Annotated in this window: 23 protein-coding genes and 1 riboswitch; of the genes, 11 read left to right on the plus strand and 12 right to left on the minus strand. The window is 48.1% G+C overall.

Annotated elements, in window-relative coordinates:
* Positions 1–75 precede the first annotated feature (75 nt).
* The 3 genes from secD to ORJ00_RS15025 all read left to right on the plus strand — a co-directional run bounded on the left by secD (position 76) and on the right by ORJ00_RS15025 (position 4,247).
* On the plus strand, positions 76–1,929 hold the full coding sequence (gene secD / locus ORJ00_RS15015; RefSeq protein WP_306140239.1) for a protein translocase subunit SecD: 1,854 nt from the start codon (positions 76–78) through the stop codon (positions 1,927–1,929).
* Positions 1,930–1,939: 10 nt separating this feature from the next.
* Complete coding sequence (gene secF / locus ORJ00_RS15020; protein WP_306125399.1) at positions 1,940–2,881, plus strand: protein translocase subunit SecF; 942 nt, start codon at positions 1,940–1,942, stop codon at positions 2,879–2,881.
* Between the two features lie 100 nt (positions 2,882–2,981).
* A complete protein-coding gene (locus ORJ00_RS15025; RefSeq protein ID WP_306140240.1) occupies positions 2,982–4,247 on the plus strand; it encodes an Nramp family divalent metal transporter in 1,266 nt (421 codons plus the stop codon).
* Positions 4,248–4,264: 17 nt separating this feature from the next.
* Here ORJ00_RS15025 and ORJ00_RS15030 read toward each other — a convergent pair whose 3' ends face one another.
* The 8 genes from ORJ00_RS15030 to ORJ00_RS15065 form a co-directional block, all read right to left on the minus strand.
* Positions 4,265–5,014 (minus strand): HesA/MoeB/ThiF family protein, encoded by a 750-nt coding sequence (locus tag ORJ00_RS15030; RefSeq protein WP_305977467.1) that lies wholly within the window; start codon positions 5,012–5,014, stop codon positions 4,265–4,267.
* Positions 5,004–6,605 carry a thiamine phosphate synthase gene (gene thiE / locus ORJ00_RS15035; RefSeq protein WP_306140241.1) on the minus strand — a complete coding sequence of 534 codons (1,602 nt, stop codon included), beginning with the start codon at positions 6,603–6,605 and terminating at the stop codon, positions 5,004–5,006. The genes ORJ00_RS15030 and thiE overlap by 11 nt, the downstream gene beginning before the upstream one ends.
* Entirely contained in the window at positions 6,595–7,398 is an 804-nt protein-coding gene (locus ORJ00_RS15040; RefSeq protein WP_306140242.1) for a thiazole synthase, read from the minus strand. Before ORJ00_RS15040 ends, thiE begins: the two co-directional genes overlap by 11 nt.
* A 2-nt stretch (positions 7,399–7,400) precedes the next feature.
* Complete coding sequence (gene thiS / locus ORJ00_RS15045; protein ID WP_306140243.1) at positions 7,401–7,598, minus strand: sulfur carrier protein ThiS; 198 nt, start codon at positions 7,596–7,598, stop codon at positions 7,401–7,403.
* Positions 7,595–8,710 carry an FAD-dependent oxidoreductase gene (locus tag ORJ00_RS15050; protein WP_306140244.1) on the minus strand — a complete coding sequence of 372 codons (1,116 nt, stop codon included), beginning with the start codon at positions 8,708–8,710 and terminating at the stop codon, positions 7,595–7,597. Before ORJ00_RS15050 ends, thiS begins: the two co-directional genes overlap by 4 nt.
* A gap of 2 nt (positions 8,711–8,712) precedes the next feature.
* Complete coding sequence (gene thiC, locus ORJ00_RS15055) at positions 8,713–10,635, minus strand: phosphomethylpyrimidine synthase ThiC (protein WP_306140245.1); 1,923 nt, start codon at positions 10,633–10,635, stop codon at positions 8,713–8,715.
* Positions 10,636–10,750: 115 nt separating this feature from the next.
* A riboswitch (TPP riboswitch) is annotated at positions 10,751–10,865 on the minus strand.
* A gap of 70 nt (positions 10,866–10,935) precedes the next feature.
* Positions 10,936–11,877 carry a sugar phosphate nucleotidyltransferase gene (locus ORJ00_RS15060; protein WP_051220040.1) on the minus strand — a complete coding sequence of 314 codons (942 nt, stop codon included), beginning with the start codon at positions 11,875–11,877 and terminating at the stop codon, positions 10,936–10,938.
* A 150-nt stretch (positions 11,878–12,027) separates the two neighbouring features.
* A complete protein-coding gene (locus tag ORJ00_RS15065) occupies positions 12,028–12,393 on the minus strand; it encodes a DUF3718 domain-containing protein (protein ID WP_027672822.1) in 366 nt (121 codons plus the stop codon).
* A 182-nt stretch (positions 12,394–12,575) separates the two neighbouring features.
* On the opposite strand from ORJ00_RS15065, the gene paeA reads away from it, so the two are divergent.
* On the plus strand, positions 12,576–13,880 hold the full coding sequence (gene paeA, locus ORJ00_RS15070) for a polyamine export protein PaeA (RefSeq protein WP_305976050.1): 1,305 nt from the start codon (positions 12,576–12,578) through the stop codon (positions 13,878–13,880).
* Positions 13,881–13,905: 25 nt separating this feature from the next.
* Here the strand turns inward: paeA and ORJ00_RS15075 are convergent, their stop codons facing one another.
* Complete coding sequence (locus tag ORJ00_RS15075; RefSeq protein ID WP_305976048.1) at positions 13,906–14,559, minus strand: DUF5610 domain-containing protein; 654 nt, start codon at positions 14,557–14,559, stop codon at positions 13,906–13,908.
* Between the two features lie 76 nt (positions 14,560–14,635).
* On the minus strand, positions 14,636–16,003 hold the full coding sequence (locus tag ORJ00_RS15080; protein ID WP_306140246.1) for an MATE family efflux transporter: 1,368 nt from the start codon (positions 16,001–16,003) through the stop codon (positions 14,636–14,638).
* A gap of 106 nt (positions 16,004–16,109) precedes the next feature.
* Between ORJ00_RS15080 and ORJ00_RS15085 the strand changes: the two genes are divergently transcribed.
* Positions 16,110–17,306 carry an MFS transporter gene (locus ORJ00_RS15085; protein WP_306140248.1) on the plus strand — a complete coding sequence of 399 codons (1,197 nt, stop codon included), beginning with the start codon at positions 16,110–16,112 and terminating at the stop codon, positions 17,304–17,306.
* Here ORJ00_RS15085 and ORJ00_RS15090 read toward each other — a convergent pair.
* Complete coding sequence (locus tag ORJ00_RS15090) at positions 17,247–18,002, minus strand: pseudouridine synthase (RefSeq protein WP_305976042.1); 756 nt, start codon at positions 18,000–18,002, stop codon at positions 17,247–17,249. The genes ORJ00_RS15085 and ORJ00_RS15090 overlap by 60 nt on opposite strands.
* A gap of 441 nt (positions 18,003–18,443) precedes the next feature.
* On the opposite strand from ORJ00_RS15090, the gene ORJ00_RS15095 reads away from it, so the two are divergent.
* The 6 genes from ORJ00_RS15095 (at position 18,444) to ORJ00_RS15120 (ending at position 22,423) form a co-directional block, all read left to right on the plus strand.
* Entirely contained in the window at positions 18,444–18,968 is a 525-nt protein-coding gene (locus ORJ00_RS15095) for an RNA polymerase sigma factor (RefSeq protein ID WP_306140249.1), read from the plus strand.
* Positions 18,961–19,446 carry a hypothetical protein gene (locus ORJ00_RS15100; protein WP_306140250.1) on the plus strand — a complete coding sequence of 162 codons (486 nt, stop codon included), beginning with the start codon at positions 18,961–18,963 and terminating at the stop codon, positions 19,444–19,446. Before ORJ00_RS15095 ends, ORJ00_RS15100 begins: the two co-directional genes overlap by 8 nt.
* 9 nt (positions 19,447–19,455) lie before the next feature.
* Positions 19,456–20,430 (plus strand): DUF4097 family beta strand repeat-containing protein, encoded by a 975-nt coding sequence (locus ORJ00_RS15105; RefSeq protein WP_306140251.1) that lies wholly within the window; start codon positions 19,456–19,458, stop codon positions 20,428–20,430.
* 169 nt (positions 20,431–20,599) lie between these two features.
* Positions 20,600–21,064: a nuclear transport factor 2-like protein gene (locus ORJ00_RS15110; protein ID WP_306140252.1), complete on the plus strand. Its 465-nt coding sequence runs from the start codon at positions 20,600–20,602 to the stop codon at positions 21,062–21,064.
* Positions 21,065–21,123: 59 nt separating this feature from the next.
* The gene (locus tag ORJ00_RS15115; RefSeq protein WP_306140253.1) at positions 21,124–21,951 is read left to right on the plus strand and encodes an alpha/beta hydrolase; all 828 of its coding nucleotides are present in this window, start codon (positions 21,124–21,126) and stop codon (positions 21,949–21,951) included.
* Positions 21,932–22,423, plus strand: coding sequence for a GNAT family N-acetyltransferase (locus ORJ00_RS15120; RefSeq protein WP_306140254.1), 492 nt, complete (start codon positions 21,932–21,934; stop codon positions 22,421–22,423). The genes ORJ00_RS15115 and ORJ00_RS15120 overlap by 20 nt, the downstream gene beginning before the upstream one ends.
* A 201-nt stretch (positions 22,424–22,624) precedes the next feature.
* Here ORJ00_RS15120 and ORJ00_RS15125 read toward each other — a convergent pair whose 3' ends face one another.
* On the minus strand, positions 22,625–23,731 hold the full coding sequence (locus tag ORJ00_RS15125; protein ID WP_306140255.1) for a phosphoribosylaminoimidazolesuccinocarboxamide synthase: 1,107 nt from the start codon (positions 23,729–23,731) through the stop codon (positions 22,625–22,627).
* Positions 23,732–23,787 lie beyond the last annotated feature (56 nt).

Raw genomic sequence — 23,787 nt, forward strand, 5'->3', positions numbered from 1 at the left:
AAGCTAGCTGTTTATGTATTTGCTTTTCCGGTAAGGCGACGCTTTACCGGCTAAGGCTATGTGAAGGAAAAAATCATGTTAAATAAAAACCCGCTTTGGCGCTATATCCTGGTGTCGGGCATGTTATTACTGGCACTGCTGTATGCGTTGCCAAACTTATATCCACAAGATCCCGCCTTAAATATCAGCGCAACACGCGGCGGTGTTATCACCGCGCAAACCCAGCTTGCATTGGAGCAACATTTTACGGCTGCAGGTATCGCGTCAACTTCTGACATGCTTAGCAACGGTCAACTGTTGGTACGTTTTAACAGCACAGAAGATCAACTGCAGGCCCGTGATATCGCCACTACGCAACTGGGTGATGATTACATCACTGCGTTGAATCTGGCAGCTGCCACGCCTGACTGGTTAACCGCGATAGGCGCATCGCCAATGAAACTGGGGCTGGACTTACGCGGCGGCGTGCATTTTTTATTGGCCGTAGACATTAAAGCCGCGCTGGACAAAAACCTGAATGATATGGCGCAAACCTTTAGGGCTAACTTGCGCGAAGATAATATCCGTTACCGCAGCATTGAAGCAGAGCCTGCCACTGGCCAGGTTTTGCTACAGTTTCGCACTGCTGAAGAGGTAACCAAAGCACAAGCCGCACTGAAGCAGCGTGACCGAGCCCTGATATTTAACGCCGATGTTGAGGCGTTGAGCCTGCAATTCAGTTTTAGCGAGCAACAAATTAAAGACATTCGTGATTATGCTATGGAACAAAACATTAGCATTATCCGCAACCGCGTCAATGACATTGGTGTGGCAGAGCCATTAGTGCAGCGACAAGGTTCGGACCGCATAGTAGTGCAATTGCCGGGTGTGCAAGATACGGCGCAGGCAAAAGAAATTTTGGGCGCTACTGCGTCATTGGAATTTCGCCTGGTAGATACCGAGGGCGATATTAGTGCCGCCATTGATGGTAGAACTCCACCGGGATCTGAGTTGTTTTATAGCCGTGATGGCCAGCCGCTGTTGTTGGAAAAGCGTATTATGCTGACCGGCGATCATATTAGTGGCGCCATGTCGGGCTATGATGACTACAGCCGGCCACAGGTCAATATTAAACTGGACACCAAAGGCGGCGTTATGTTGTCAGCAGCCAGCAAAGATGCGGTTGGCCGGCGCATGGCTTCCGTGTTTACCGAATACAAGCCCGGTGCCGAGATTGCCGCTGACGGCAACCGGGTTCTGGTGAAACAGCAGGAAGTCATAAACGACGCTACCATCACCACGCGATTAGGGCGGGACTTTGCCATAACCGGTATCAACACCCCGGCAGAGGCGCAAAATCTGGCAACCTTACTACGAGCCGGCGCACTGATTGCACCGGTGCAAATTATTGAAGAACGTACCATAGGGCCAAGCCTTGGTCAGGAAAATATTGAGTTGGGGCTTACGGCTATCGGTTGGGGCATGGCAGCGGTGCTGGTGTTTATGGCGCTGTATTACAAAGCCTTTGGTTTAGTGGCGAATGTGGCTCTGCTGGGCAATTTGGTACTAATAGTCGGTGTTATGTCGCTGATCCCCGGTGCCACATTAACCTTACCTGGCATGGCTGGCATCGTGCTAACCGTGGGCATGGCGGTAGATGCCAACGTCCTTATTTTTGAGCGTATTCGCGAAGAGCTGGCTGAAGGTAAGTCGGTGCAGCAAGCCATACATTTGGGCTACGACCGTGCTTTTGCCACTATTGCCGACTCTAACATTACAACCTTATTAGTGGCACTGGTGCTGTTTGGTGTTGGCACCGGGCCGGTAAAAGGCTTTGCGGTGACACTGGCCATTGGCATTTTAACGTCAATTTTTACCGCTGTAGTGGGAACGCGCTTAGTGGTTAACGCAATTTGGGGTGGCCGCCGTTTGCAGTCATTACCAGTATAAGGAGCTCAGCATGCAGGTATTTAATCTTTCACAACCGCTGAATTTTATGCGGTTAAAGTGGCCAGCAGTAATGCTATCGATACTACTTCTTATTGGCTCTTTAGCCTCGTTTTTCATCAATGGGATTAACTGGGGATTGGATTTTACCGGTGGTACGGTGATTGAAGCCGGTTTTAGCCAACCCGCAGATTTAGCTGCCGTGCGCCAAACGCTTAACAGCGCCGGTTATGGCGATGCTGTTGTGCAGTTGTTTGGCACCAGCCGTGATGTGATGATCCGTATACCGCTGCGCGCAGAAATTGCTCAGGCCGTGGTTGGCGACACAGTATTACAGGCACTCAATGCGCAGCAGGCCGAACCGGTAACCATGCGCCGGGTCGAGTTTGTTGGCCCAAGCGTCGGTGAGGAGTTAAAACAAGACGGTGGCCTGGCCATGCTTACGGCCCTGGTCGGCATATTGCTGTATGTCGCTCTGCGATTTGAATGGCGCTTGTCGGTGGGGGCAGTCGTGGCGTTGGCACATGATGTGATCCTGACGCTGGGCTTGTTCTCAGTACTGCAACTGGAGTTTGATTTAACCGTACTGGCAGCAATATTGGCGCTAATAGGCTACTCCATCAACGATACCATCGTGGTGTTTGACCGTATTCGGGAGACATTTCGCAAGCTTCGTGATGTTAGTACTGACGAGGTTATTAATAGTGCTATTACCTCAACACTAAACCGCACGGTGATTACGTCACTAACAACGGTGTTGGTATTAATTGTGTTGTTTTATCTTGGTGGTGCGTTAATTCATGGTTTTGCTACCGCGCTGTTGTTTGGTATTGCTGTAGGTACCTACTCCTCTATTTATGTTGCCAGTGCGATTGCTGAAATTCTCGGTATCAGTAGAGAGGATATGTTACCACCAGCACCCGTAGCGGAAGACGGCGAGGGCGCTGTGCTGTAATGTCTTAATGTTAAATCCGCCACGGCTAGCATGAACAGTTGACCCGCTGGCGCTGCCTTATGCTAAGGTAGCGCCATGGTTATTTTATGTGTCATGCCTTATGCAAAGTACTAAAAATCCTAACAAAACCTTCTTTGGCCCCGCTGCTTTAGTTACTGCGGCGTTTATTGGCCCGGGTACGGTGGTTACGGCTTCACTGGCCGGTGCTAACTATGGTTATGGTCTGGTTTGGGCGCTACTGTTTTCGGTGTTCGCTACGATGGTGTTACAGGAAATGGCTGCCAGGCTGGGCATTGTTACCGGGCGTGGGCTGGGTGAAAACCTGCGCGCACTGGTGCAGCATCCTCTGCTGCGTTGGCCATTGTTATTGTTAGTGGTGGCGGCAATAGTGCTGGGTAATAGTGCTTATCAGGGCGGCAATATCAGCGGTGCCGGGCTGGGCGCCGATGCGGTGTTTGGCGATATCGGCTTGTTATTGGCATGGAAAGCCCATACCGGGCTTAACCTTTGGGCATTGCTAATCGGGGCTGTTGCGGCCTTGGTGTTATGGTTTGGTCAGTACAAGCTGATTGAACGCTGTTTAATTGCGTTAGTGTTGCTGATGAGTCTGGCGTTTATTGGCACTATGTTGCTAACAAAACCGGATATTTTTGCACTGTTACAAGGTGCGTTTTGGCCGGTGATCCCAAGCGGTGCAGTGCTAAGTGTGGTGGCATTAATTGGCACTACTGTGGTGCCTTATTCGTTATTTTTACATGCAGCTGCATCAGCGCAAAAATGGCCAAAAGCGACAATATCCACAGCCGACGCCTTACACGCTGCGCGGCAGGATATTGCGCTGGCCATTCCACTGGGTGGTTTAATTTCCATCGCTATTGTGTCCACCGCTGCAGCGGCTTTTTTTGGCCAACAGCAACCGCTGGAGAATGTGACCCAGCTGGCGCAGGCACTTACGCCGTTATTTGGCAGTGCCGCTACCTGGTGTTTGGCGCTGGGGTTAATCGCAGCGGGTTTGTCGTCAGCCATTACTGCCCCGTTGGCGGCGGCCTATGCGTTATCGGGTATTCTGGGTAAACCGTTAAATTTAAAGCAACCGGTGTTTCGTCTTACCTGGTTGCTCATTATTATCAGCGGCGTTTTGTTGTCTTCACTGGGTATTAAACCGGTCAAGGTTATTTGGTTTGCTCAGGTCGCTAACGGTATTTTATTGCCGTTGATTTGTCTGTGTTTGTTGTTGGCAATGAACCACACTATGCTGGGCAATTATAAGAATAGCCGTTGGCAAAATGCGCTGGGTATCATGGTGTTACTGGTAAGCCTGGTGCTTAGTGGCCGCAGCCTGGCCTTGGCGTTTGCCCTGGTTTAACAATCATTACATTGGTATCACTCTGTTTGATGACAGCAGCGGGGACAAGCAGACGAGGTATTTACCTGATACGAGCTTAGCCCAAGTGCTGTGCCGGTAAATTGCCACAACCGGGCGTTGAAAGTGGGAGAAATAATCTGCTGAATTAACAGCATGGCTTGTAGCGAGCCGATAACACCAAGCAGCGGCGCTAATACACCCAAGCTGCTGCAACTCCCTGCCGAGTCTGTCAGATCAGGAAACAGGCATTGATAGCACGGGTAAGATTGACGGGCAAAGGGCCAGAGCATTAACTGGCCTTGTTGTGCAATTGCGGCTGCGCTGAGTAAGCTAATACCTTGCTGCTGGCAGTGCATATTGATCAACTTCCTACTGGCAAAGTTGTCAGTACAGTCTAGGACCCAATGCTGTTTGGCAAGTAACGCCGTGGCGTTGTTGCTGTTAAAATGCGTATCTATGGCAATAACATTTACATGCGGGTTAAGCTGTTGTAATTGCTTTGCCGCCACTTTAGCCTTGTTCTGGCCGATATCCTGCTGTCGAAACAGGATTTGGCGCTGCAAATTAGACAGTTCAATAGTATCGGCATCGACCAGTGTCAGCTGGCCAATACCGGAGGACACCAAATACTGACTTGCCGCATTTCCCAGCCCACCGCAACCTATCAGCAATACTTTGCTCTGTTTTAACGTAATTTGACCTGCTTCTGCTATATCAGGCAGCATTAGCTGGCGGCTATAACGCATAAACTCAGCGTTACTCAGCATGATGTGCTCCTTTAACGTGCTGGCTAATTAATGCCTGCATTTGTTTTACCCATTGTTGCGGCTCAGTGGCATTAGCAAAGGCTTGTACCATTGCCAAATTCGTAATACCGCTGCCAAGCACAAGATGGGCATTGTCAGCATTAATGCCGCCAATGGCGACCAGTGGAACTGTGTTGAATAGCGCGCAGTAATATTTAAGTTTATGCAGGCCCTGAATTTTACCCGCCATGTTTTTAGTTTGGGTGTTAAAAATTGCACCAATGGCGATATAGCTTGGTTGTAGCTGCTGTGCCCGCAATAATTTGTAAAAGGCATGGCTGGATACGCCAAGCCTAAGCCCTGCTTGTTGCAGAGCCAGCAGATTGGCAGTGGTGATATCTTCTTGCCCAAGATGCACACCATAAGCTCCCAGCTCCAAAGCCAGCTGCCAGTGATCATTAATAAACAGTTGCACATCATGCTGCTGACACAGGTGTATTGCCTGCATAATGTCATGTTTTAGTTGAGTACTTGTTGCCTGTTTTATCCGCAGCTGTAGGGTTTTCACACCAGCAACCAAGGCCCGTTTTAATGCTTCAACCGACGGCACAATAACGTACAACCCCAGCGGGGCTTTTAGCGGTTTAAACGCGGGCGAAAGAGTCAATGGTGTAACTTGCGTTAAACTGGGCGTGACATCAGCAACAGGGTTAGTTTCAGATAATGTGGGTAAATAGCGGCTGTCGCTGGGTATGCCGTAGTGCCCCGGACACCCCGTGTTAGCGTTAATGGCAATAGGTTGATGCAACGCCTGGTTGATATAACTTTTTGCCAACACAAAAGCATCTTCCAGCGGATAACCCAGCGCCAATGCCGCTGCCACTGCGCTACTAAAGCAACAACCAGTTCCACGACTAAAAGCATGATGCTGGCGCGGGCTGCTAAGGGCGACATAGTGGGTATAGGCACTGTGGCCGTGATAGCGAAAGGGACTTGCTATAAAAAGCTCGTCAACTACCTGACTTTGCGATGCACTGTGACCCCCTTTAACGATGATGGCTTTAACACCTGCTTGAAACAATTGCTGCAGTGCCGCTGTTTTATGGCTTAGGGCAGGGGCTTGCAGTGTAAGTGCCCAAAGTTCTGGCAGATTAGGGGTGAGTATGTCCAATTGAGGTAGCAAATACTTAAACACCGCCTGATACAGTGTCGCGCCTGCCAACCTGTCACCGCTACTGCTTATTGCAACCGGATCGTAAAGTACCAGTAATGTCGGATTTTGCTGACGCAGTTGAACCAGCAACAGGCTTAACCAACGCACGTGTTCGGCAGTTGCCAATAAACCAATTTTTATCACGGCCGGGCAAGCGTCTTTAAGTAATGCGTCGGCTTGTTGCTGTAACAGTGTTACCGGCATCGCCATTACTGCGTCAACGCCATTGCTGTGCTGAGCAGTCACCGCCGTGATTAGGGTACACAAATGTACCGGCTGCGTTTTGCTGGAAAAACTCTGTAGCGTTTTTATATCGGCGGCAATACCCGCTCCAGCACTATTGTCAGAGCCTGCGATGCTCCAAACGATAATGGCGTTATGCAGCGGCTCAGTGTCCATTTTGTGTCTCCTGCAGCCAAAATGGCATGCCAAGTACCGGGGTAGATGGGCTGGCTAAATGTTGTGGTGGCATGGCTCCAGCTAAAAACGCAGACCGACCGGCATGTACCGCGTTGGCAAAAGCTAAGGCCATCAATGGCGGTTTTTTAGCCAGCGCCACAGCAGAATTTAATAGCACACCATCAAACCCCATTTCCATTACCTGGCAAGCATGGCTGGGTAAACCCAAGCCTGCATCCACGATTAACGTCGCCTCAGGCAGTCGCTCTCTTAAGGTGCGCAACGCGTATGGGTTTAGCACGCCTAAACCCGTGCCGATGGGCGCGGCCCAGGGCATCAGTACTTTGCAACCCAGTTCAAACAAGCGTTTACACAGCACCAGATCATCGGTGCAATACGGCAGCACATTAAAACCTGCTGCGAGTAATTGCTCAGCAGCGCTTAACAGTAAAACAGCATCAGGCTGCAGGTTGTAGTCATCGCCAATTAGCTCTAGCTTAATCCAGTTGGTATGGAATATTTCCCGCGACATCTGTGCCAGTGTTACGGCCTGTTGTACCGTATGACAGCCAGCAGTGTTGGGGAGCAAATGCAGATTAAAACTGCGTAGCCCTTGCCAAAACTGTTCGCCACCGCGCTGCTCAGGGGCCTGTCGGCGCAAACTGAGCGTTAGGGCAGCGCAGCCACTGGCGGTGATTGCTTGCTGCATTATTGCCGGGCTGGGGTATAGCGAGGTGCCAAGAATCAGTCGGCTAGGCAAGGCTGTACCATAAATATCAAGTGTTTCAGACATCGTTAACCTCCAGCTATTGGGCTGACAATATCCAGCTGATCACCGGCCTGTAGCAAAATATCCTCATAGGAAGCTGCTGCGACAAAATGGCCGTTTAACGCTACGGCGAATGGCGCGTTAAAACGCGTTAGCAGCGCTGTTAACTGGTTAGATGTTAAGGTTTCAGCCTGACCATTTAACCAGATGGTTAGCTTAGTCATTGATTGACTCCTTTGAGTAAGCCAGGCATCGGTGAGCACTGCGCAGCTTCCTTATGCTGCAGTTGAGCTATCGCAGCTTGTGCGACCTGTTCTGCCAGTGCCGGGCCTAATAAAAAACCATGCCGGTGTAGGCCATTTACGCGGATTACGCCAGGTTGTTGTATCAGGTTAGGTTTATTGTCAGGCAATGCCGGGCGCGCAGAAGCTTGCAGGCTTAAAATTTCAGCTTCGGCAAACGCCGGGTCGATGGCATACAATGCGGATAATAATTCCAGTGCAGAGCGCACCGAGGGGGCAGTTTGCTCGTTTGACTCAAGCTCTGTCGCGCCAATAACAAAAATATTGTTAGGTTTAGGGGCGATATACAAAGCATAACGAGGGTGTAAGAGCCGCACCGGGCGCGATAGTTTAACCGCGGTTGACCGCACGCGTAATACCTCACCACGAACGGCTCTTAACGCACTAATTTGCGGCTTGGCGCCTAAACCACGGCAGTCGATAATCAGGTCGGCCGATTGCAGTTTACCGTTACAACGTAGTTGATTGGCCTGCATGTCGACGTGAGATTGCGCCTCCAACGACACTCCACGTTGCTTTAGTAGTTGCAGGCTTAACGACATAAATGCTTGATTGTCCAGCTGGCCTTCTGCCGGCAACAAGCAGCTATGTAAAAAGCGATCCGCCAATGCAGGTTCTAAAGCGGCTAGCTCTGTTTTGTTTAGCCATTGTGGCTGGTATTGCGCATGATGTTTTATTTGGCTGACAAAATGCTGTAACAGATGTTGCTGTTGCGGATGAGCTAATAGTATTGAACCTCGCTGCTGTAAGGCAAAATCGGGCAGTTGCTGTTGTAGATTGTGCCACAGCGCGATGCTGCGATAAGCCAAATCCACTAGTGACGAGTCAAGCAATACTGACTCTGCCAATGGCGCTAGCATCGCTGCAGCAACGTGAGCAGCAGCGTTTTGAAACGCTGCTGTATTGGGGCTGAAATTACCTTGTTCTAACAACCGAATGCGAGGTGTTGCAGGCCATAGATTTGGTTCAGATAACGCCAGCGCACAAAGGCGCCCCATCAAGCCGCCACCCGCTATAATCAACTGTGGGCGCATGTTTAATCTCCATCAAGCTCTGTATCGGCTTTGTGATACAAGGCGGCGCCATGCTGTCTGAATTGGCGGGCTTTGGTTTGCATACCTTGTTCGGCATCTAGTTGTTGCACCGCTATTTTCTCTGCATAGTCGCGTACATCCTGACTAATTTTCATCGAACAAAATTTCGGCCCGCACATAGAACAAAAATGAGCAACTTTGCCAGATTCCTGCGGCAAGGTTTGGTCGTGATAGTCGCGTGCGCGTTCAGGATCCAGGCTTAAATTAAATTGGTCCTGCCAGCGAAATTCAAACCGGGCTTTAGACAGGGCATCATCACGCAGTTGCGCACCAGGGTGGCCTTTGGCTAAATCGGCGGCATGTGCTGCAATTTTGTAGGCAATTAAACCTTCTTTTACATCGTTCTTATCTGGCAAGCCCAGGTGTTCTTTTGGCGTGACGTAGCACAGCATGGCACAGCCGTACCACCCAATTTGCGCGGCGCCAATGGCGGATGTTAGATGATCATAACCAGGGGCAATGTCGGTGGTCAGTGGCCCTAAGGTGTAAAAAGGTGCATCAGCGCAGTATTCCTGCTGTAACTGCATGTTTTCGCGGATCAGTTGCATGGGCACGTGTCCAGGGCCCTCAACCATGACCTGTACCTCCTTTGCCCAGGCGCGGTGTGTTAGTTCTCCTAAGGTCTTTAGCTCAGCAAACTGCGCCTCATCATTGGCGTCGGCGATAGACCCCGGACGCAGGCCATCACCCAGGCTAAAACTGATGTCATAAGCGCGCATAATGTCGCAGATATCATCAAAATGCTGGTAGAGAAAGTTTTCCTGATGATGTGCTAAACACCATTTGGCCATAATAGACCCACCGCGTGACACGATACCGGTTAAGCGTTTTGCTGTAAGTGGCACGTAGGCCAGCCGCACGCCGGCGTGGATAGTAAAATAGTCAACGCCTTGTTCTGCTTGTTCAATCAGGGTGTCGCGAAATAAATCCCAGGTCAGATTTTCCGCTATGCCGCCAACTTTTTCTAACGCCTGATACAGGGGCACAGTACCAATGGGTACCGGGCTGTTACGGATAATCCACTCGCGGGTTTGATGAATATAGCGGCCGGTAGATAAGTCCATTACCGTATCTGCGCCCCAGCGTGTGGCCCACAAGAGCTTTTCCACTTCTTCTTCAATTGAAGAGCTAACCGCCGAATTGCCTATATTGGCATTAACTTTTACCAGGAAGTTACGGCCAATAATCATCGGCTCTAGCTCTGGATGATTAATATTGGCAGGTAATATGGCGCGGCCAGCCGCAATTTCCTGTCGGACAAACTCGGCAGTAATTTGCTGTGGTAGGGTTGCGCCAAAGCTTTGCCCCTGGTGCTGTATTCTGGCATCCGCTGCGGCCTCTGCGTTGGCTCGGCCTAAGTTTTCCCGAATGGCGACGTATTCCATTTCTGGCGTGATAATGCCCCGACGGGCATAGGCCAGTTGAGTAACTGGTGAGTTTCCGCTGGCTTTGCGTCGTGGAGCCTGTTGCTCAAAACGCAGTGCCTGCAGGCTGTCATCTTGCCATTGCTGGCGGGAGTAGGCCGAACTAAAGTCTTGAATTATCTCAGTGTCACCGCGCTGGGTAATCCAGTTTTGCCGCAAGGGGGCTAAGCCCTTGCGGATATTAATGTCAGCATCTGCACACGAGTAAGGCCCAGACGTGTCGTACACCCGTACCGGCGCATTAGCCTGTAACAGGGGGGCAACGTTACTGCCGCCAATAACACTGTCTTGTAGCGCAATTTCGCGCATGGCGACGTTAACACCGGCATTGCTGCCAGCAATGTAGATTTTACGACTGGCAGGATAGGGTTGGCCTTGACGCTGCAAAATATATTGTTCAGCGTCAGCGCGGGCGGAACGGCGATTGTGTGGTTTTGACATAAAGACTCCGATGAAATAATTAAATAGTTAATTTTCAACAGAGCTTGGGAAAAGCGTGGACGCTCATCTGACGATGAACTGAAAGAATGCACCAACACGCAGACGGATCTGTGACGGTGTTGGCGCTCTTGTTCCCTCCGCAGGTATTATCCTGTTCAGGTTCCACGGATTCCGCCCAGAGGCGGTCTCAGCTGACAAACCAGGTTTGTGCAGCACTCCGACAAGCTAAGTGTGGTTAGCATAAACAGCTTTATTTTTATCGGCAAGAGGTAATTGCACGGAAATTACGTATCTGGCAGCTTAAAAATAAAGCGGATGAGCTAAATCCAGGCTATTTCTTTGCAGTTTGCTGACACAGTGTTTAGTGTTTGATTTGGGTAACTCTGATGCAAGAATCGGCCATAACTGCGTGTTACCCTCAAGCCATTCGGGGTGGTGTAGAATATCCAGTTTACTTTGGAAATAGGCTGACAGCGTACCGACATCTTGCCAATACTGGGGCAGGCTTTGCTGGCCGGGAATGGTGTTATTGCTAAAGTCGTATACACAGGCTTGTTGCTGGTTAAATAGTTTTGGCAGGATGTCATGGCCAAAATCGTGAGGTTTATCTGAAGCAAGCTTGGCTAAAAGTTGACACAGATAGTTAGCATTAAATAAATAATTACCCATTGACGCAAGAGCATAACCCGGCTTGTTTTTTATCTGCTTAATGTTACCACTCGGTTTTTCAGCAAAACCACAAACTCTTTGCTGCTTGTCGGTTGTAATAATGCCAAATTGATGAGCATGCGAGACCGGTACGGCGACTGCGGCAACGGTAACGGCTGCTTTATGGTGTTGATGAAACGCCAGCATCTGGCGATAATCCATTTTATAAATATGATCAGCACTTAGAATGGCAATAACATCGGCGTGATAGTGTTGAATAACGTCAAGTAAGCTAGCGACGGCACCGGCTGTACCTTGCTGAAGATGCGATGGCGCCTGATGCACTTTTAACTGGCCATCACGGTTAAAGCGAGGCTGCCAAAAGGTGTTTAAATGCCGGTGTAAAGCTGCAGGGCGGTATTGTGTTAGCACCATGACCTGGTGAAAGCCAGAGTGCCATAAATTACTTAACACAAAATCAATAATTCTGCGCTGGTACGCAAAAGCTAGCGCAGGCTTACACTGTTTTTGTGTCAGCGGCCTTAAACGGCTACCTGTGCCGCCCGCCAATACGATGCTAAGCAATTTACACACAAGCCGCTCTTACGATGTAAACAAGGTGTAGCAAGCTTAGCTGATAACTTCATAGTTGGTTTGATATATATCAAATGAAAAGCGAACATAAAAAAAGCGCCATAACGGCGCTTAAGTTAGTTAAACATTTTCAGCCCGGCAACCAGCAGGCTATTCACCAATGCGTGTACGTATTTCGTTTACCAATGGCGATGAAGCAAAGCCATTTGCATCAGCCCATTGTGGATAATCAAACGCGGCTAAGGTTTTAGACGGCATTTGTTTTACAATAAAGGTACCTGATTCATAGGCGTCACTTCTAATAGCGAACTGCAGCATATTTTCGTTGTTGCAGGATATGCTATCAAAAATATTGCGTAGGTTTAGTTTATTATCTGACAACAGCTTACGTAGCTGATTGCGGTTATCGTCTTTAACATAACCGCACATAGTGCCTGCCAATTGTTCATTTGCTTGCACCGTAGACAACGAAGAAACTAAGAATAAAGCACTAACACAGAGTACTGTTTTTAACATTGGATTCTCCAATTAAAGGGGGTTGCTGCAAAATTATAGCCAAGCTTTTAGGATGAGGAGTAAAAAAAAAGCATTATACGATGAATATTTTCAGATAGTTAGCAATGTTTAGCGACAACAAGCGCTATAATAGCGGCGTTTAAGTAAGCTGCGTCCGTTGCGAAAAATGCCAAGGAGATACCATGACTACACTGGAATATATGCTACTGATGTTATTACTGGTGGGCAGCAGTGCATTCTTCTCCGTATCTGAAATTGCACTAGCGGCATCCCGCAAGATGCGGTTGCGTTTAATGGCCACCGAAGGCGATATTAATGCTGCCAAGGTGCTGGATTTGCAGGAGCATCCGGGTAACTTTTTTACTATTGTCCAAATTGGTTTAAATGCCGTAGCGATTTTGGGTGGTATTTTAGGTGAGTCAGCCTTTACCCCTTATTTTACCGCCTTATTTTCTTTGTTTTTTAGCCCGACTCTCGCGGCCAATATTGGTTTTGCTGTGTCAGTGTTTTTTGTTACAGCCTTATTTATTTTGTTTGCCGATCTTATGCCAAAGCGCCTGGCCATGATTGCGCCAGAAAAAATTGCCACCCGAGTGGTGTCGCCAATGCTGTTTCTTATTACTGTATTCAAACCCTTAGTCTGGTTATTTAATAGCCTGGCCAACCTGTTTTTCAGTTTGTTTAATGTGCCAACGATGCGCAAAGATGATATTACACCCGACGATATCATTGCCATGATGGAAGCTGGCGCCCAAGCCGGTGTATTGCAAGAGCATGAACACCAATTGTTGGAAAACGTGTTCGATATGGAATCACGCACAGTAACATCGGCTATGACGGCGCGTGAAAGCTTAATTTTCTTTACGCTGAATGAATCGCAGGACAACATTAAAACGAAACTTGCAGAGCATCCGCATGCTAAATTTTTGGTGGTGGATGGCGTTTTGGACAAAGTCATTGGGTACGTTGATACGCGTGATATCTTGCTACAGGTACTACATGACCAGCCTATTTCATTAAAAAAAGAGGGTATAGTACGGGCACCGCTGATTATTCCTGACACCTTATCGCTTTATGAAGTTTTAGAGCACTTTAAATCAGCCGGCGTTGATTTTGCCATCATCATGAATGAATACGCCTTAGTAGTAGGCATAATAACCCTGAAAGACGTAATGAGTATTGTGATGGGAGAACTGGTGAGCTCAGAAGAAGAGCAGATAGTGGCTCGTGATGCGAACTCCTGGCTGGTTGAGGGGTTAACGCCGTTACAAGATGTCATGCGGGTGTTGGATATTGATAATTTCCCTAACCCCGAGAGCTATGAAACTATCGCCGGTTTTATGATGTTTACGTTGCGGAAAATTCCAAAACGTACCGACTTTGTTTTGCACGGCGGCTATAAGTTTGAAGTGGTTGATATTGATAGCTATAAGATTGACCAGCTGTTGGTCACCCGTTTGGCAAAAATTGAAGCGGCTGAAAAGTAATAAGCTATCAGCCGCCGGATAGCGTTTAGGCTTTTGGGTTGTTGATGACGTTATTGGTCTTGTCAGTTAGTTCATTTTCAACTGGCTTATCACTGCCGTTATCATCTTGCGCTGGAGGATTGGCGGCCAGCTCAAGCATTTTTTCTCTAAAGTTTTGCAGCCCTTGCATTACCAGACCATAGGTCTTGTCTACATCAGATTCAATATCACCTTCAAACACCTTCAAGCTGGTTAAAATATCCTTGGCGTCTGCAAAGCCTTTTTCAATGCCTTCGCTTATCAAGCTCATAAAGTTGTCTAGCCGCTGTTCTTCAGCTGTGTCGGGGTCTAGTTCTTTATAGCGGCTATAAAATGCTGTGGCGTAGGCCGTTATGCGATCTGCCGTGGCTTCAGGCGAGGTATCAATCCCCGAGTCATACACTTTTTGCGCTGCGTTTTCGCCCAACACTGGCTCTAACTCGGCATTGATACCCTCTAAAGCGGTTTTAAATAATAAACTTAATGAATCGTTGTTACTGCGCAGCGAGACTTCTTCATTTGCCCGCAATATGGCCACATTCTGTGCTTTTTTCGCCTGGGCTTTATCGCTCTCGACCGGAACCTGATCGGTTTTTACGGCGTTAGCATTTCGCTTGTTAATGCCGACGACAGAGGCATTGTTGCTGGAAGTGATCGACATAGTGCAGCTCCTGATTAATCTGGCATATAAACACTGAGTTAAGTATAGCCCGTTACTGCTTATCGGCAGCGACGGGCTAAACATTAGCTGATTTTAATCGAATACCAAAAAAGAGTTGTTGCCGCCATTGCTGAAGCAGGTAATAAGCCAGTATGACACTGCGTAAGGCCATAAATACACATAATGCAGCCCACAAAGCATGGTTTTGCCAGTGCGAAAGCAGGTAAAAACACAGCATAAACCCAAGCAAAGCTAACAGCATACTGTTGCGCAGTTGTTTGCCTTGAGTAGCACCAATAAATACGCCATCCAATAAATACGCCCAACTGGCGACCAGTGGTAGCAGTATCATCCAATTTAGGTACTGAGCCGCCTGTTGTTGCACGCTAACAATACTGGTTAACAGCGCAACAAAGTTATGGCCAAGCAGCGCATAGCTCAGGCTAAAGAGTAACGAAAGGATAAGACACCATAGTGCAAGAATGCCAAGATTGGCGCTGAGTTCGGTTACATTATTACGGCCAATAGCACGGCCGACCAAACTCTCTGCAGCATAGGCCAGGCCATCCAATGCATAGGAGACCAGCATTAAAAAGCTCAGTAGTACGGCATTAGCGGCGACAATATTGTCGCCATAGGTAGCGCCCTGAAAGGCAATAAAGACAAACACGGCTTGTAAACACAGGCTGCGTAAAAAAATATCCCGGTTTAATGCCAGCAGCTGACGACTGCCTTGTAAGTTAAAAGCACGCGGTTTAAGTGCTGAAAATATTTGCGCACCAGCACTTTTGTGTAGTAAATACATCGCCAGCAATAACGTCGCATAATCGGCCAGTACCGAAGCCAAAGCAACACCCTCAGTGGTCCAGTCCAACCCCATGACAAACAACAGATCAAGTACAATGTTGATAATGTTGCCCCACAGTAACATCCACATGGGGTAACGCGCATTTTGCTTGCCAAGAAACCAGCCCATAAGTACTAAATTAACCAAGGTGGCGGGAGCACTCCAAATCCGAAGTTTAAAGTAAATAACCGCTTGTGATGTCACGTCGGTGCTAGCGTCACTAAAGTAGATAAGTAATTGCGCTATGGGCTGCTGTGCGCACAACAACACGATACTAAGAACTAATGCCAGCGAAATGCCTTGTTGTAAACAATGGATTGTTTCAGCTTCGCTATTGCGACCATGCGCCTGAGCGGTAAGCCCTGTCGTACTCATGCGTAAAAAGCTAAATAAAAAATACACTAAGCTGATCACGCTGCCACCCAGTGCAACCCCGCCCAAATAGCGTGCATCATTTAAATGGCCAACGACGGCAGTATCAACTAAGCCAAGCAGCGGCACACAGAGATTAGACAGCACCATCGGCAGCGCAATAGCCGCAATTTGACGTTGGCGCGACAGATTAAAAAACACCGCCAGCATACGAGATAACCTCAAGCTAAAACGCTGATGATACAAGCTGTGATAACCTAATGCGACCTTCTAAGCGTAGTCAAATGGCTTTATACTAAGCGCTCGGTGGTTTGTTGTCAGGGTGAAATGTTTGATTGAGTATAAAAGCCCGGCGTTTTATCGTGCCACCTTTGCCTTGTGTCTGGCGGCAGTGGTGGTATTTGCCAACCTGCATTTATTACAGCCTTTACTGCCGGTGCTCAGTCGCGATTTTAATCTTACGCCACTTCAAACCAACTGGGCTTATACCATAGGTACGCTTAGCCTCGGCTTATCGCTTTTAGTCTATGCGGCGTTGTCTGATGCCTGGGGCCGGAAAAAACTGTTGCTGTTTACCCTGTCTGGCATGACATTGACGACATTGGCATTAACACAGGTAGAAAGCTTTACTGCTTTGCTATTGTGGCGCGCGCTTCAAGGCTTTTTTCTGGGTGGGTTACCGGCCATTGCGATCGCCTATATGGGCGAGGAGTTTACTAAGCCTGCGGTGGTCGCGGCAGTGGGGTACTACATCAGTGCCAATTCGCTGGGCGGCATCAGTGGGCGTTTAATGGCTGGCGCGCTGGCCGATATTGGGCATTGGCAATGGGTATTTTGGCCGGTAGCATTGCTTAGTCTGTTAAGTTGTTATTTTGTCTGGCGTTTTTTACCCAGTGCGGCGCGTTTTAGTACCAGGCATTTTAGCGCTAAGCAGGCGCTTACCGATAATCTGTATCACCTTAAGCAGCCCTTACTGTTGCTGACATTCCTGATTGGTGGTTTAAATTTCTTTATTTTTCTAAATCAATACACCTATATTTCCTTTGTCCTTTCAGACACGCCTTACTCGCTCAGTAGCGTTTGGATTGGGCTGCTATTTGTAACCTATTTTACGGGCACTTTAGGTTCAGCCTTGTCAGGCAAGGTTGCGCTGAAAATAGCGCCGCCACTGGGCATGGCCGCTGGCGTGGTGATATTGATGTTGGGTACTTTATTTACCTTACATAGCAGCTTAGTTAGTATTGTTCTGGGCTTTTTTATTAACGCTTTTGGCTTCTTTTTATGCCACTCGTTAGCCAGCAGTTGGGTTAATCACTGCGCTAGCCGCGCTAAAGCCAGTGCCAGCGCATTGTATCTGGTGTTTTATTATGTTGGTGCCAGTACCGGCGGCATTTACCTGCAGCCCTTTTGGCAGTGGTTAGGTTGGCAAGGTGTGGTTATTGGCGCAGAGCTAATGTATGGCGTGACACTATTGCTCTGTATCTGGCTGTACGTTAAGGCGAAGCGCCTGCAATTGCTGAAGTTCTGATGCGGTAAGGTCGCGCATAGCACCAACGGCTAAATTACCCAGTTCAATACAGTCTAGGCGGATGCGTTTTAATGCCGTAACTTTGTAACCACAGGCCTTACTCATATAACGAATTTGCCGATGTAGGCCTTGTGTCAAAGTAATGTGGAATTGTTTTTCGCCAAGGGCAATCACGTTACAGGGGCGGGACTGATAGTGCCGTTCACCCACTTGCCAACTTACACCTGATGCCATTTGCTGAATAAACTGTGCATCAATGCTTTTATCCGTCTCTACCAGATAAGCTTTTTCATGCAGAAAATCGGGATGCATTAACTGCTGGCTCAGGGCTCCATCGTTGGTGAGCAGCAATAAACCGCTGGAGTCTTTATCCAGCCGGCCAACAGCAAATAGCCGATGTGGTAAATGGTGTATTAGCTGATAAAGGCTAGCAGGATTGTCAGCTTTGACATTGCAGTCTATCCCTACAGGCTTGTGGTACAGCACGTAGTGTAAAGGAGGCGGCGCAGCTAACGGCTGTTGGTCAATACAGACAAGGTCGTGTTGTGACACCTGTAGCGTGTGTCCTGCCAGTGTATTATTAACGGATACTCTGCCAGCGGTAATAAGACGTTCTGCAGCACGGCGGGAGCAAAAGCCGCTGCGGGCAATCCACTTTGCAAGCCGATGCTGTTCTGCTTGTTTATGTTGTGTCACAACGTTTACTCATTTCAAGGTAAGCTGGTAATGGTAACTGATCTGTCGCAAATAAATCATTGTGTTGTAACAAAATAGCGTAATACTGCAATGGCCTTCAACGGCAATTTGTTCCTTCTTACGTGCACTGCACGTAGAAAACTAGTGCTTTTTCTTCAACCGGGTTTTACCCGGTTTTTTTTCGCCGGATAATCCAGCTTCATCAAAGCTTCCCCAGACAGTAACAAAACTGAAATCAATTTCGCGCATAATGGTTGCAGTTACACCTTCCTTCCTGGATTATTTCAGCACTATTTAGTGTCGGGAGCTAAGCTCCCGAATTTCTTTTTTAAAAAAATTTTACTCACCTTTAAACCTTTCGAATTACCCTACCGACTAAGCTGACAATACAAACAAAAAAGATGTTCTGAATAAGATATTCCGAACCCACTAAGGGCGTTTATGGCAATGGAGATTGCGCAGGCAATCGCGGCAGCAAAACACGGCGATAAGCAAGCATTTCATCATGTTTATCAGCAGTTTGTCGGTCGGGTATATGCTATTTGCTGGCGACTTTTGGCAAACAGGCAAAAGGCGGAAGATGCCTGTCAGGACGTGTTTATTAAGGTTTGGCAGCAGTTGCCTGCTTTTCGTGGCGACTGCAGTTTTGCGACCTGGTTACACAGTATTGCCACCCGCACAGCAATTGATTTATGGCGCGGTGAAAAATATCTGCGTTTAACCGACAGCAGCGACACACAGAACGAGCTTATCGAGCAAACAGTTGCTTGCAGTAGTGAAGATGTGCCTTTAGAGCAGGCCATACAGCGCCTACCACCGCAAGCGCGTGCCGTATTTGTGCTGTTTGCGCTGGAAGGTTATCAGCATCAGGAGATTGCCAGGCTGCTTGGCATTAAAGAGGGTACCTCTAAAGCGCAGTATTTTAGGGCCAGACAATTGTTACAGGAGTGGTTAGCTGATGAATGAACAGCAACTTGACCAGGCTATTAAGGGCCTGACACAGCAAATAACACCCGAACGTAACTTGTGGCCGGAGATTGAAAGTCGGCTGACATCACCCGGCAAGGCCGGGAAATTCAGGCAATGGACATGGGCAACAGCAGCCATGTTGGGTTTGGTCAGTGTAATGGGCTGGCAACTTTTATTGTTACCTTCCGCACCTGAGAGCAGCCTGGCGAAAATGCCCACAGCAGAGCTGATGCTATTGCAAGTGTTTGAGCAGCAAAAAGCCCGCCAGTTAAGCCAAATGGCAGAAGTAAATGAGGGGTTTGATAACTGGCAGCAACAATTGCAGGTATGGGACCAGGCCATAGCGCAGGTGCGAGGGGCACTACAATTTTATCCGGATGAACCGCAGCTGTTAGCGCAGTTGCAACGCTTATATCAGCAGCAGTTGTCGTATATTCAGCGGGCGACACTGCAGCACAATTCAGTGATCAGTTAGGAGTAATTTATGCTTACATTAACAAAACCATGGCAGGTAGCGCTTACGGCGCTAATGCTGTTAAACATCAGCTTACCGGCGTTTGCCGACTCGCGTGAAACAGTTAACGAAAGCCGCAGCGTGGCCGGCAATGAAAAAATCTATCTCGAAGTTATGAGCGGTGAGATAGCCATTAAAGCCGTAAACAGCAACCAGTTTAAGATTGTTGGAAAACTGGATGAAAAGGCCACCGGTTACACGCTGGAATCAGCAGACGGTTTTACCCGCTTTGAAATGACCATGCCACGCCAGGTGAATTACCGCGGCAGCGAAAAATCAAATGCCGCTGACTTGCGTATTGAAGTGCCCATTGGCAGCAGCATTGAATTTAAAGGTGTAAACAGCGATGTAAGCCTCATCGGCATCACAGGTGGCAGCAATATAGGCACAGTTAATGGCACCATTGCGGCAGTAGAGCTGGCAAATTTGGTGCAGTTAAGTACGGTAAACGGTGAAATTAATAGTAAAGACATTAGTGGCCAAATTTCGTTGAGCTCAGTAAATGGAAAAATAACCGATGTAGGTTCATCTGGCCGGTTGGAGTACAGCGTGGTTAACGGCGAAATTAAAGCCAGAACCAGTGCCGAGGAAGTGACGGTAAGCACGGTAAATGGTGATGCTAAACTGAAAATGACCAGTACAAAACAGCTGAAATTAAGCACTGTTAACGGCGAGATTGAAGCAGAGCTAGCTAATTCGGTTAGTCCACGCATCAGCGGCAGCAGTGTAAGCGGTGATATTGAATTAAAGCTGGATACGAATGTTAGCGCCCGGTTTGATATTAAAGCCTCAGCCGGTGGCAGTATCGACAATAAGCTGAGTGACGACAAAGCCAGTAAAGCTAAATACGGCCCGGCTCGCAGCTTGCAGTTTACGCTGGGCAGTGGTGATGGCAGTGTTGAGTTAAGCACGGTAAGCGGTGATGTCGAGCTGGATAAGTTGTAAACCGTATTAAAAGTCACTTTTCCTGAAAATAACAAAGGCCGCTATAGCGGTCTTTGTTATTTGTTGCATCAAAGGCTAATTTAGAAAAAATGATTGATTTTCATTTAGATAACAGCATAGATTGGATTGATAAATTAGATGCTTTGAATAAGTAGATATGGAGCTTGCTATGAAACATAAGTTACTTGCTGCGTTTGCAGTATTTTTGTCATTATCGGTAGCAGCTGAGACAGAAATAGACTTAAATGCTTTTGCACAGCAGTATTTTAAGGCGATGGTGGCGACGCAGGCACCTGATGCGACAACACAGGATCTGGAAAACTACCTGGCGCTTTTAACCGATGATATCGGCCATTCGCATTTACCTTATGTTACCGACGATTCGCGCCAGCCTGATGGCAAACAGGCGATGCGAAAAGGCATGACGTTTTATTTAGGCGCCCACACCGAACATAAAGCCGAGCTGCTGGATGTGTTTACCTTTAATCAGTCGGCCATCGCCATTCGCTACAGTAACAGCGCCAAAGGAATTCACCCGCAGCATAAGCAAGCCATTTCTTACAGCCAAGTCATGATGGAAGTGCTGGAGATGGAAAACGGTAAGGTTGCAGTAATCCGTAAGTATCATCAGTAATATGTATTTTTCCGCGCATGGTTGCGTTAAACATTGCCGTTACAAATAGGGTTAAGCAAATGAAATTATTATTAGCGGTTTTGCTGCTATTTTGCGTTGAAGCAAACGGCAATACCGCTTACGAAATACCGCGCAGCGCGGTTATTGAGCTTAAAGAGCAATCCAGCAGCCGTGTTTACCCGCTGTTTATTCAACTGCCCGCTTCTTATAACAAACAGCCGGATAAAGTGTATCCGGTAATTTATCTGGTTGATGCGCATTACAGCTTTCCGCTGATAAGCGGCGCGACACGTTTTCCGATGAACAGCGGCGTCATGCAGCAGGCAATTATTGTTGCTGTATCGTATGAGCAAGGTTCAAAAGGTGCCCTCAGCAGAGTTCGCGATTACACACCGTCAAATGCCAAAGCGTGGCGGCAGGAAACCGGTAATGCCAGCGGCCATATGGCCTTTATCCGTGATACGGTTTTTCCGTTTATTGAGCAAAACTACCGTGCCAGCAACACTAACCGCACTTTTGTCGGCAATTCGTTAGGCGGCTTATTCGGCACTTATATTTTATTTACTGAGCCAGCGTTGTTTGCCAACTACATACTTGGCAGCCCGTCAGTCTGGTTTGATAATAATATGATTCTGGCTGCGTCGGTGGTTAAACCCAAGGCGGCTACCAGGGTGTATATTTCTGTTGGGGAATACGAGACACCGGCTTACGGCGAAGGCCAGGATATGCTGGCCGGGGCTAAACAGTTAACAGACAAAATTTTGGCACTGAACAGCGGTAATATTGACTTGCGATTTTCAGTTGTATCTGGCGCCAGTCATGCCACGGCCTTTCCAACTACTGCAATTCAGGGGCTGGATTGGATTTATGGCATTAAAAAACAATGACGATTATACCGATGCAGTGGTGGTATGCGGAGGAACTCGCGCCGAGGGAGGTATTAAAATGAGCAACTTTACAGAAGACAACAGTTCTGAGTTCGCGGATCAGGCAAAACAGAAAATAGCCGAGTTTAATGCGCAGCACTGGGATGCTAGTAAGCGCCAGGCATTGGGGCTTAAGCAATTAAATGCTTTTGGTGAACTGGTCGCGGCATTAGCCGGGCGCACTTTTGGTAACTGGTTTTATTTAGAGTCGTTCTGGCTAGCCGAGACTGAGCGCGGTAAAGGTATTGGTAGTGCTATGCTGGCAGACGCCGAAGCTATGGCAAAAGCGCGCGGTTGCCGTTTTGTTGTTTTGGATACTGTGGAGTTTCAGGCAAAACCGTTTTATCAGCGCCATGGTTATCAAGTTAAGTGGGTGCAACAGGACTACCCCTTTGCCGGTGGGGCTAAATACTTTATGACTAAAACGTTGTGATATTTGTCATTCAACATGACGCGGTTTACCCACATGAATACGCCATAAATCATCCTTGAAGCTCGATTGAAAAGAACTCCTGTCCTTTTCCCGTCGGGCCAGCTTAACTGTCCAAATATGTCCTGACATATTTGTCCGGCCATCCATGGCCTCCACGGTTGATTTAGGGCACGCCGGTCATGCTGAGTTTAAGCACCGTTATCAGTTGTTAATTAAGCCGTAGTGTTTATCCAGCACGTCGATAATTTCAGCTTTAGGGTTATCCGACAGGCTGATTTTTTTACCAATCACTTTTTCAGCAATGCCCAGATAGGTGCGAGAAATATCCATCATCACGCTCGTGGGCAGCGCGTTGTCGCGCGCCAACGCTGCGCGCTCTGGCATACGGTCTTTATTTAACAAGATATCCGGCTCGGGGAAGTGGTTAAGTAGCCACTGGCGGAAGCCTTCTTTTGATTGCTCAACAATGTTGCCACTGCGCCAGCTGGCACCGTCCCATATGCGTGAGCTATCGGGTGTGCCTACTTCATCCATATAAATGAGTTTGTCTTGGTTATTAGTATCTTTTACATAGCCAAATTCAAATTTGGTATCAACAAACATCTGGTCTAATTTAGCCAGTGCATCACTGATAACGCCAAAGCCTTGTTTTAGCAATTTTTCGTACAGGTCAATATCTGCAGCCTGTTCAAAGCCAAAGGCCGCGCTATGACGCTGAATATCGGCGCGGGAAATATTAACGTCATCCGCCTCGGGCACACCATCAAGGCCAGTGAGAATGCCTTTAGTAGAGGGCGTAATTAAAATTTCCGGCAGTTTTTGATCTTTCTTTAGGCCCTCTGGCAAGGTAATACCACAGAACTCGCGCTCGCCCTTGCTATAGGCGCGCCACATTGAGCCGGTAATATACTGACGGGCAATGGCTTCAATTTTTACCGGCCGGGCTTTTTGAACAATCCAAACCAGCGGGTGCGGAATATCCAAAATATGGCTGTCGGCTAAGCCATGTTGCTTAAACAGCGAAAACCAGTGATTAGAAATGGCATTTAGCGCAGCGCCTTTGCCCGGAACGCCATTTAAGCCGTTCTCGCCATGCCAGATGCAATCAAATGCAGAGATGCGATCGCTAATCACCATGATAGCCAGCGGCGTGTCCATAGCAACAGGGTAGTTTTTTTCACGAATAAGCCGTGCGCTGTCTGCGGCCGTTAACCAGTAAACACTGCGCACCTTGCCGGAATGTACCGGTAAATCTGTACGAATTGGCAAGTCATCGTTGACTGCCAGAACCTGAGTTGCAAAAGTCATCTTTACGTCTTCTGAGGCTGAGAAAGGCGCGCAGAGTTTAGCAGATTCTATTGCTT

The organism is Rheinheimera baltica (assembly GCF_030731985.1).
In the GTDB taxonomy this organism is placed as follows: domain Bacteria; phylum Pseudomonadota; class Gammaproteobacteria; order Enterobacterales; family Alteromonadaceae; genus Alishewanella; species Alishewanella baltica.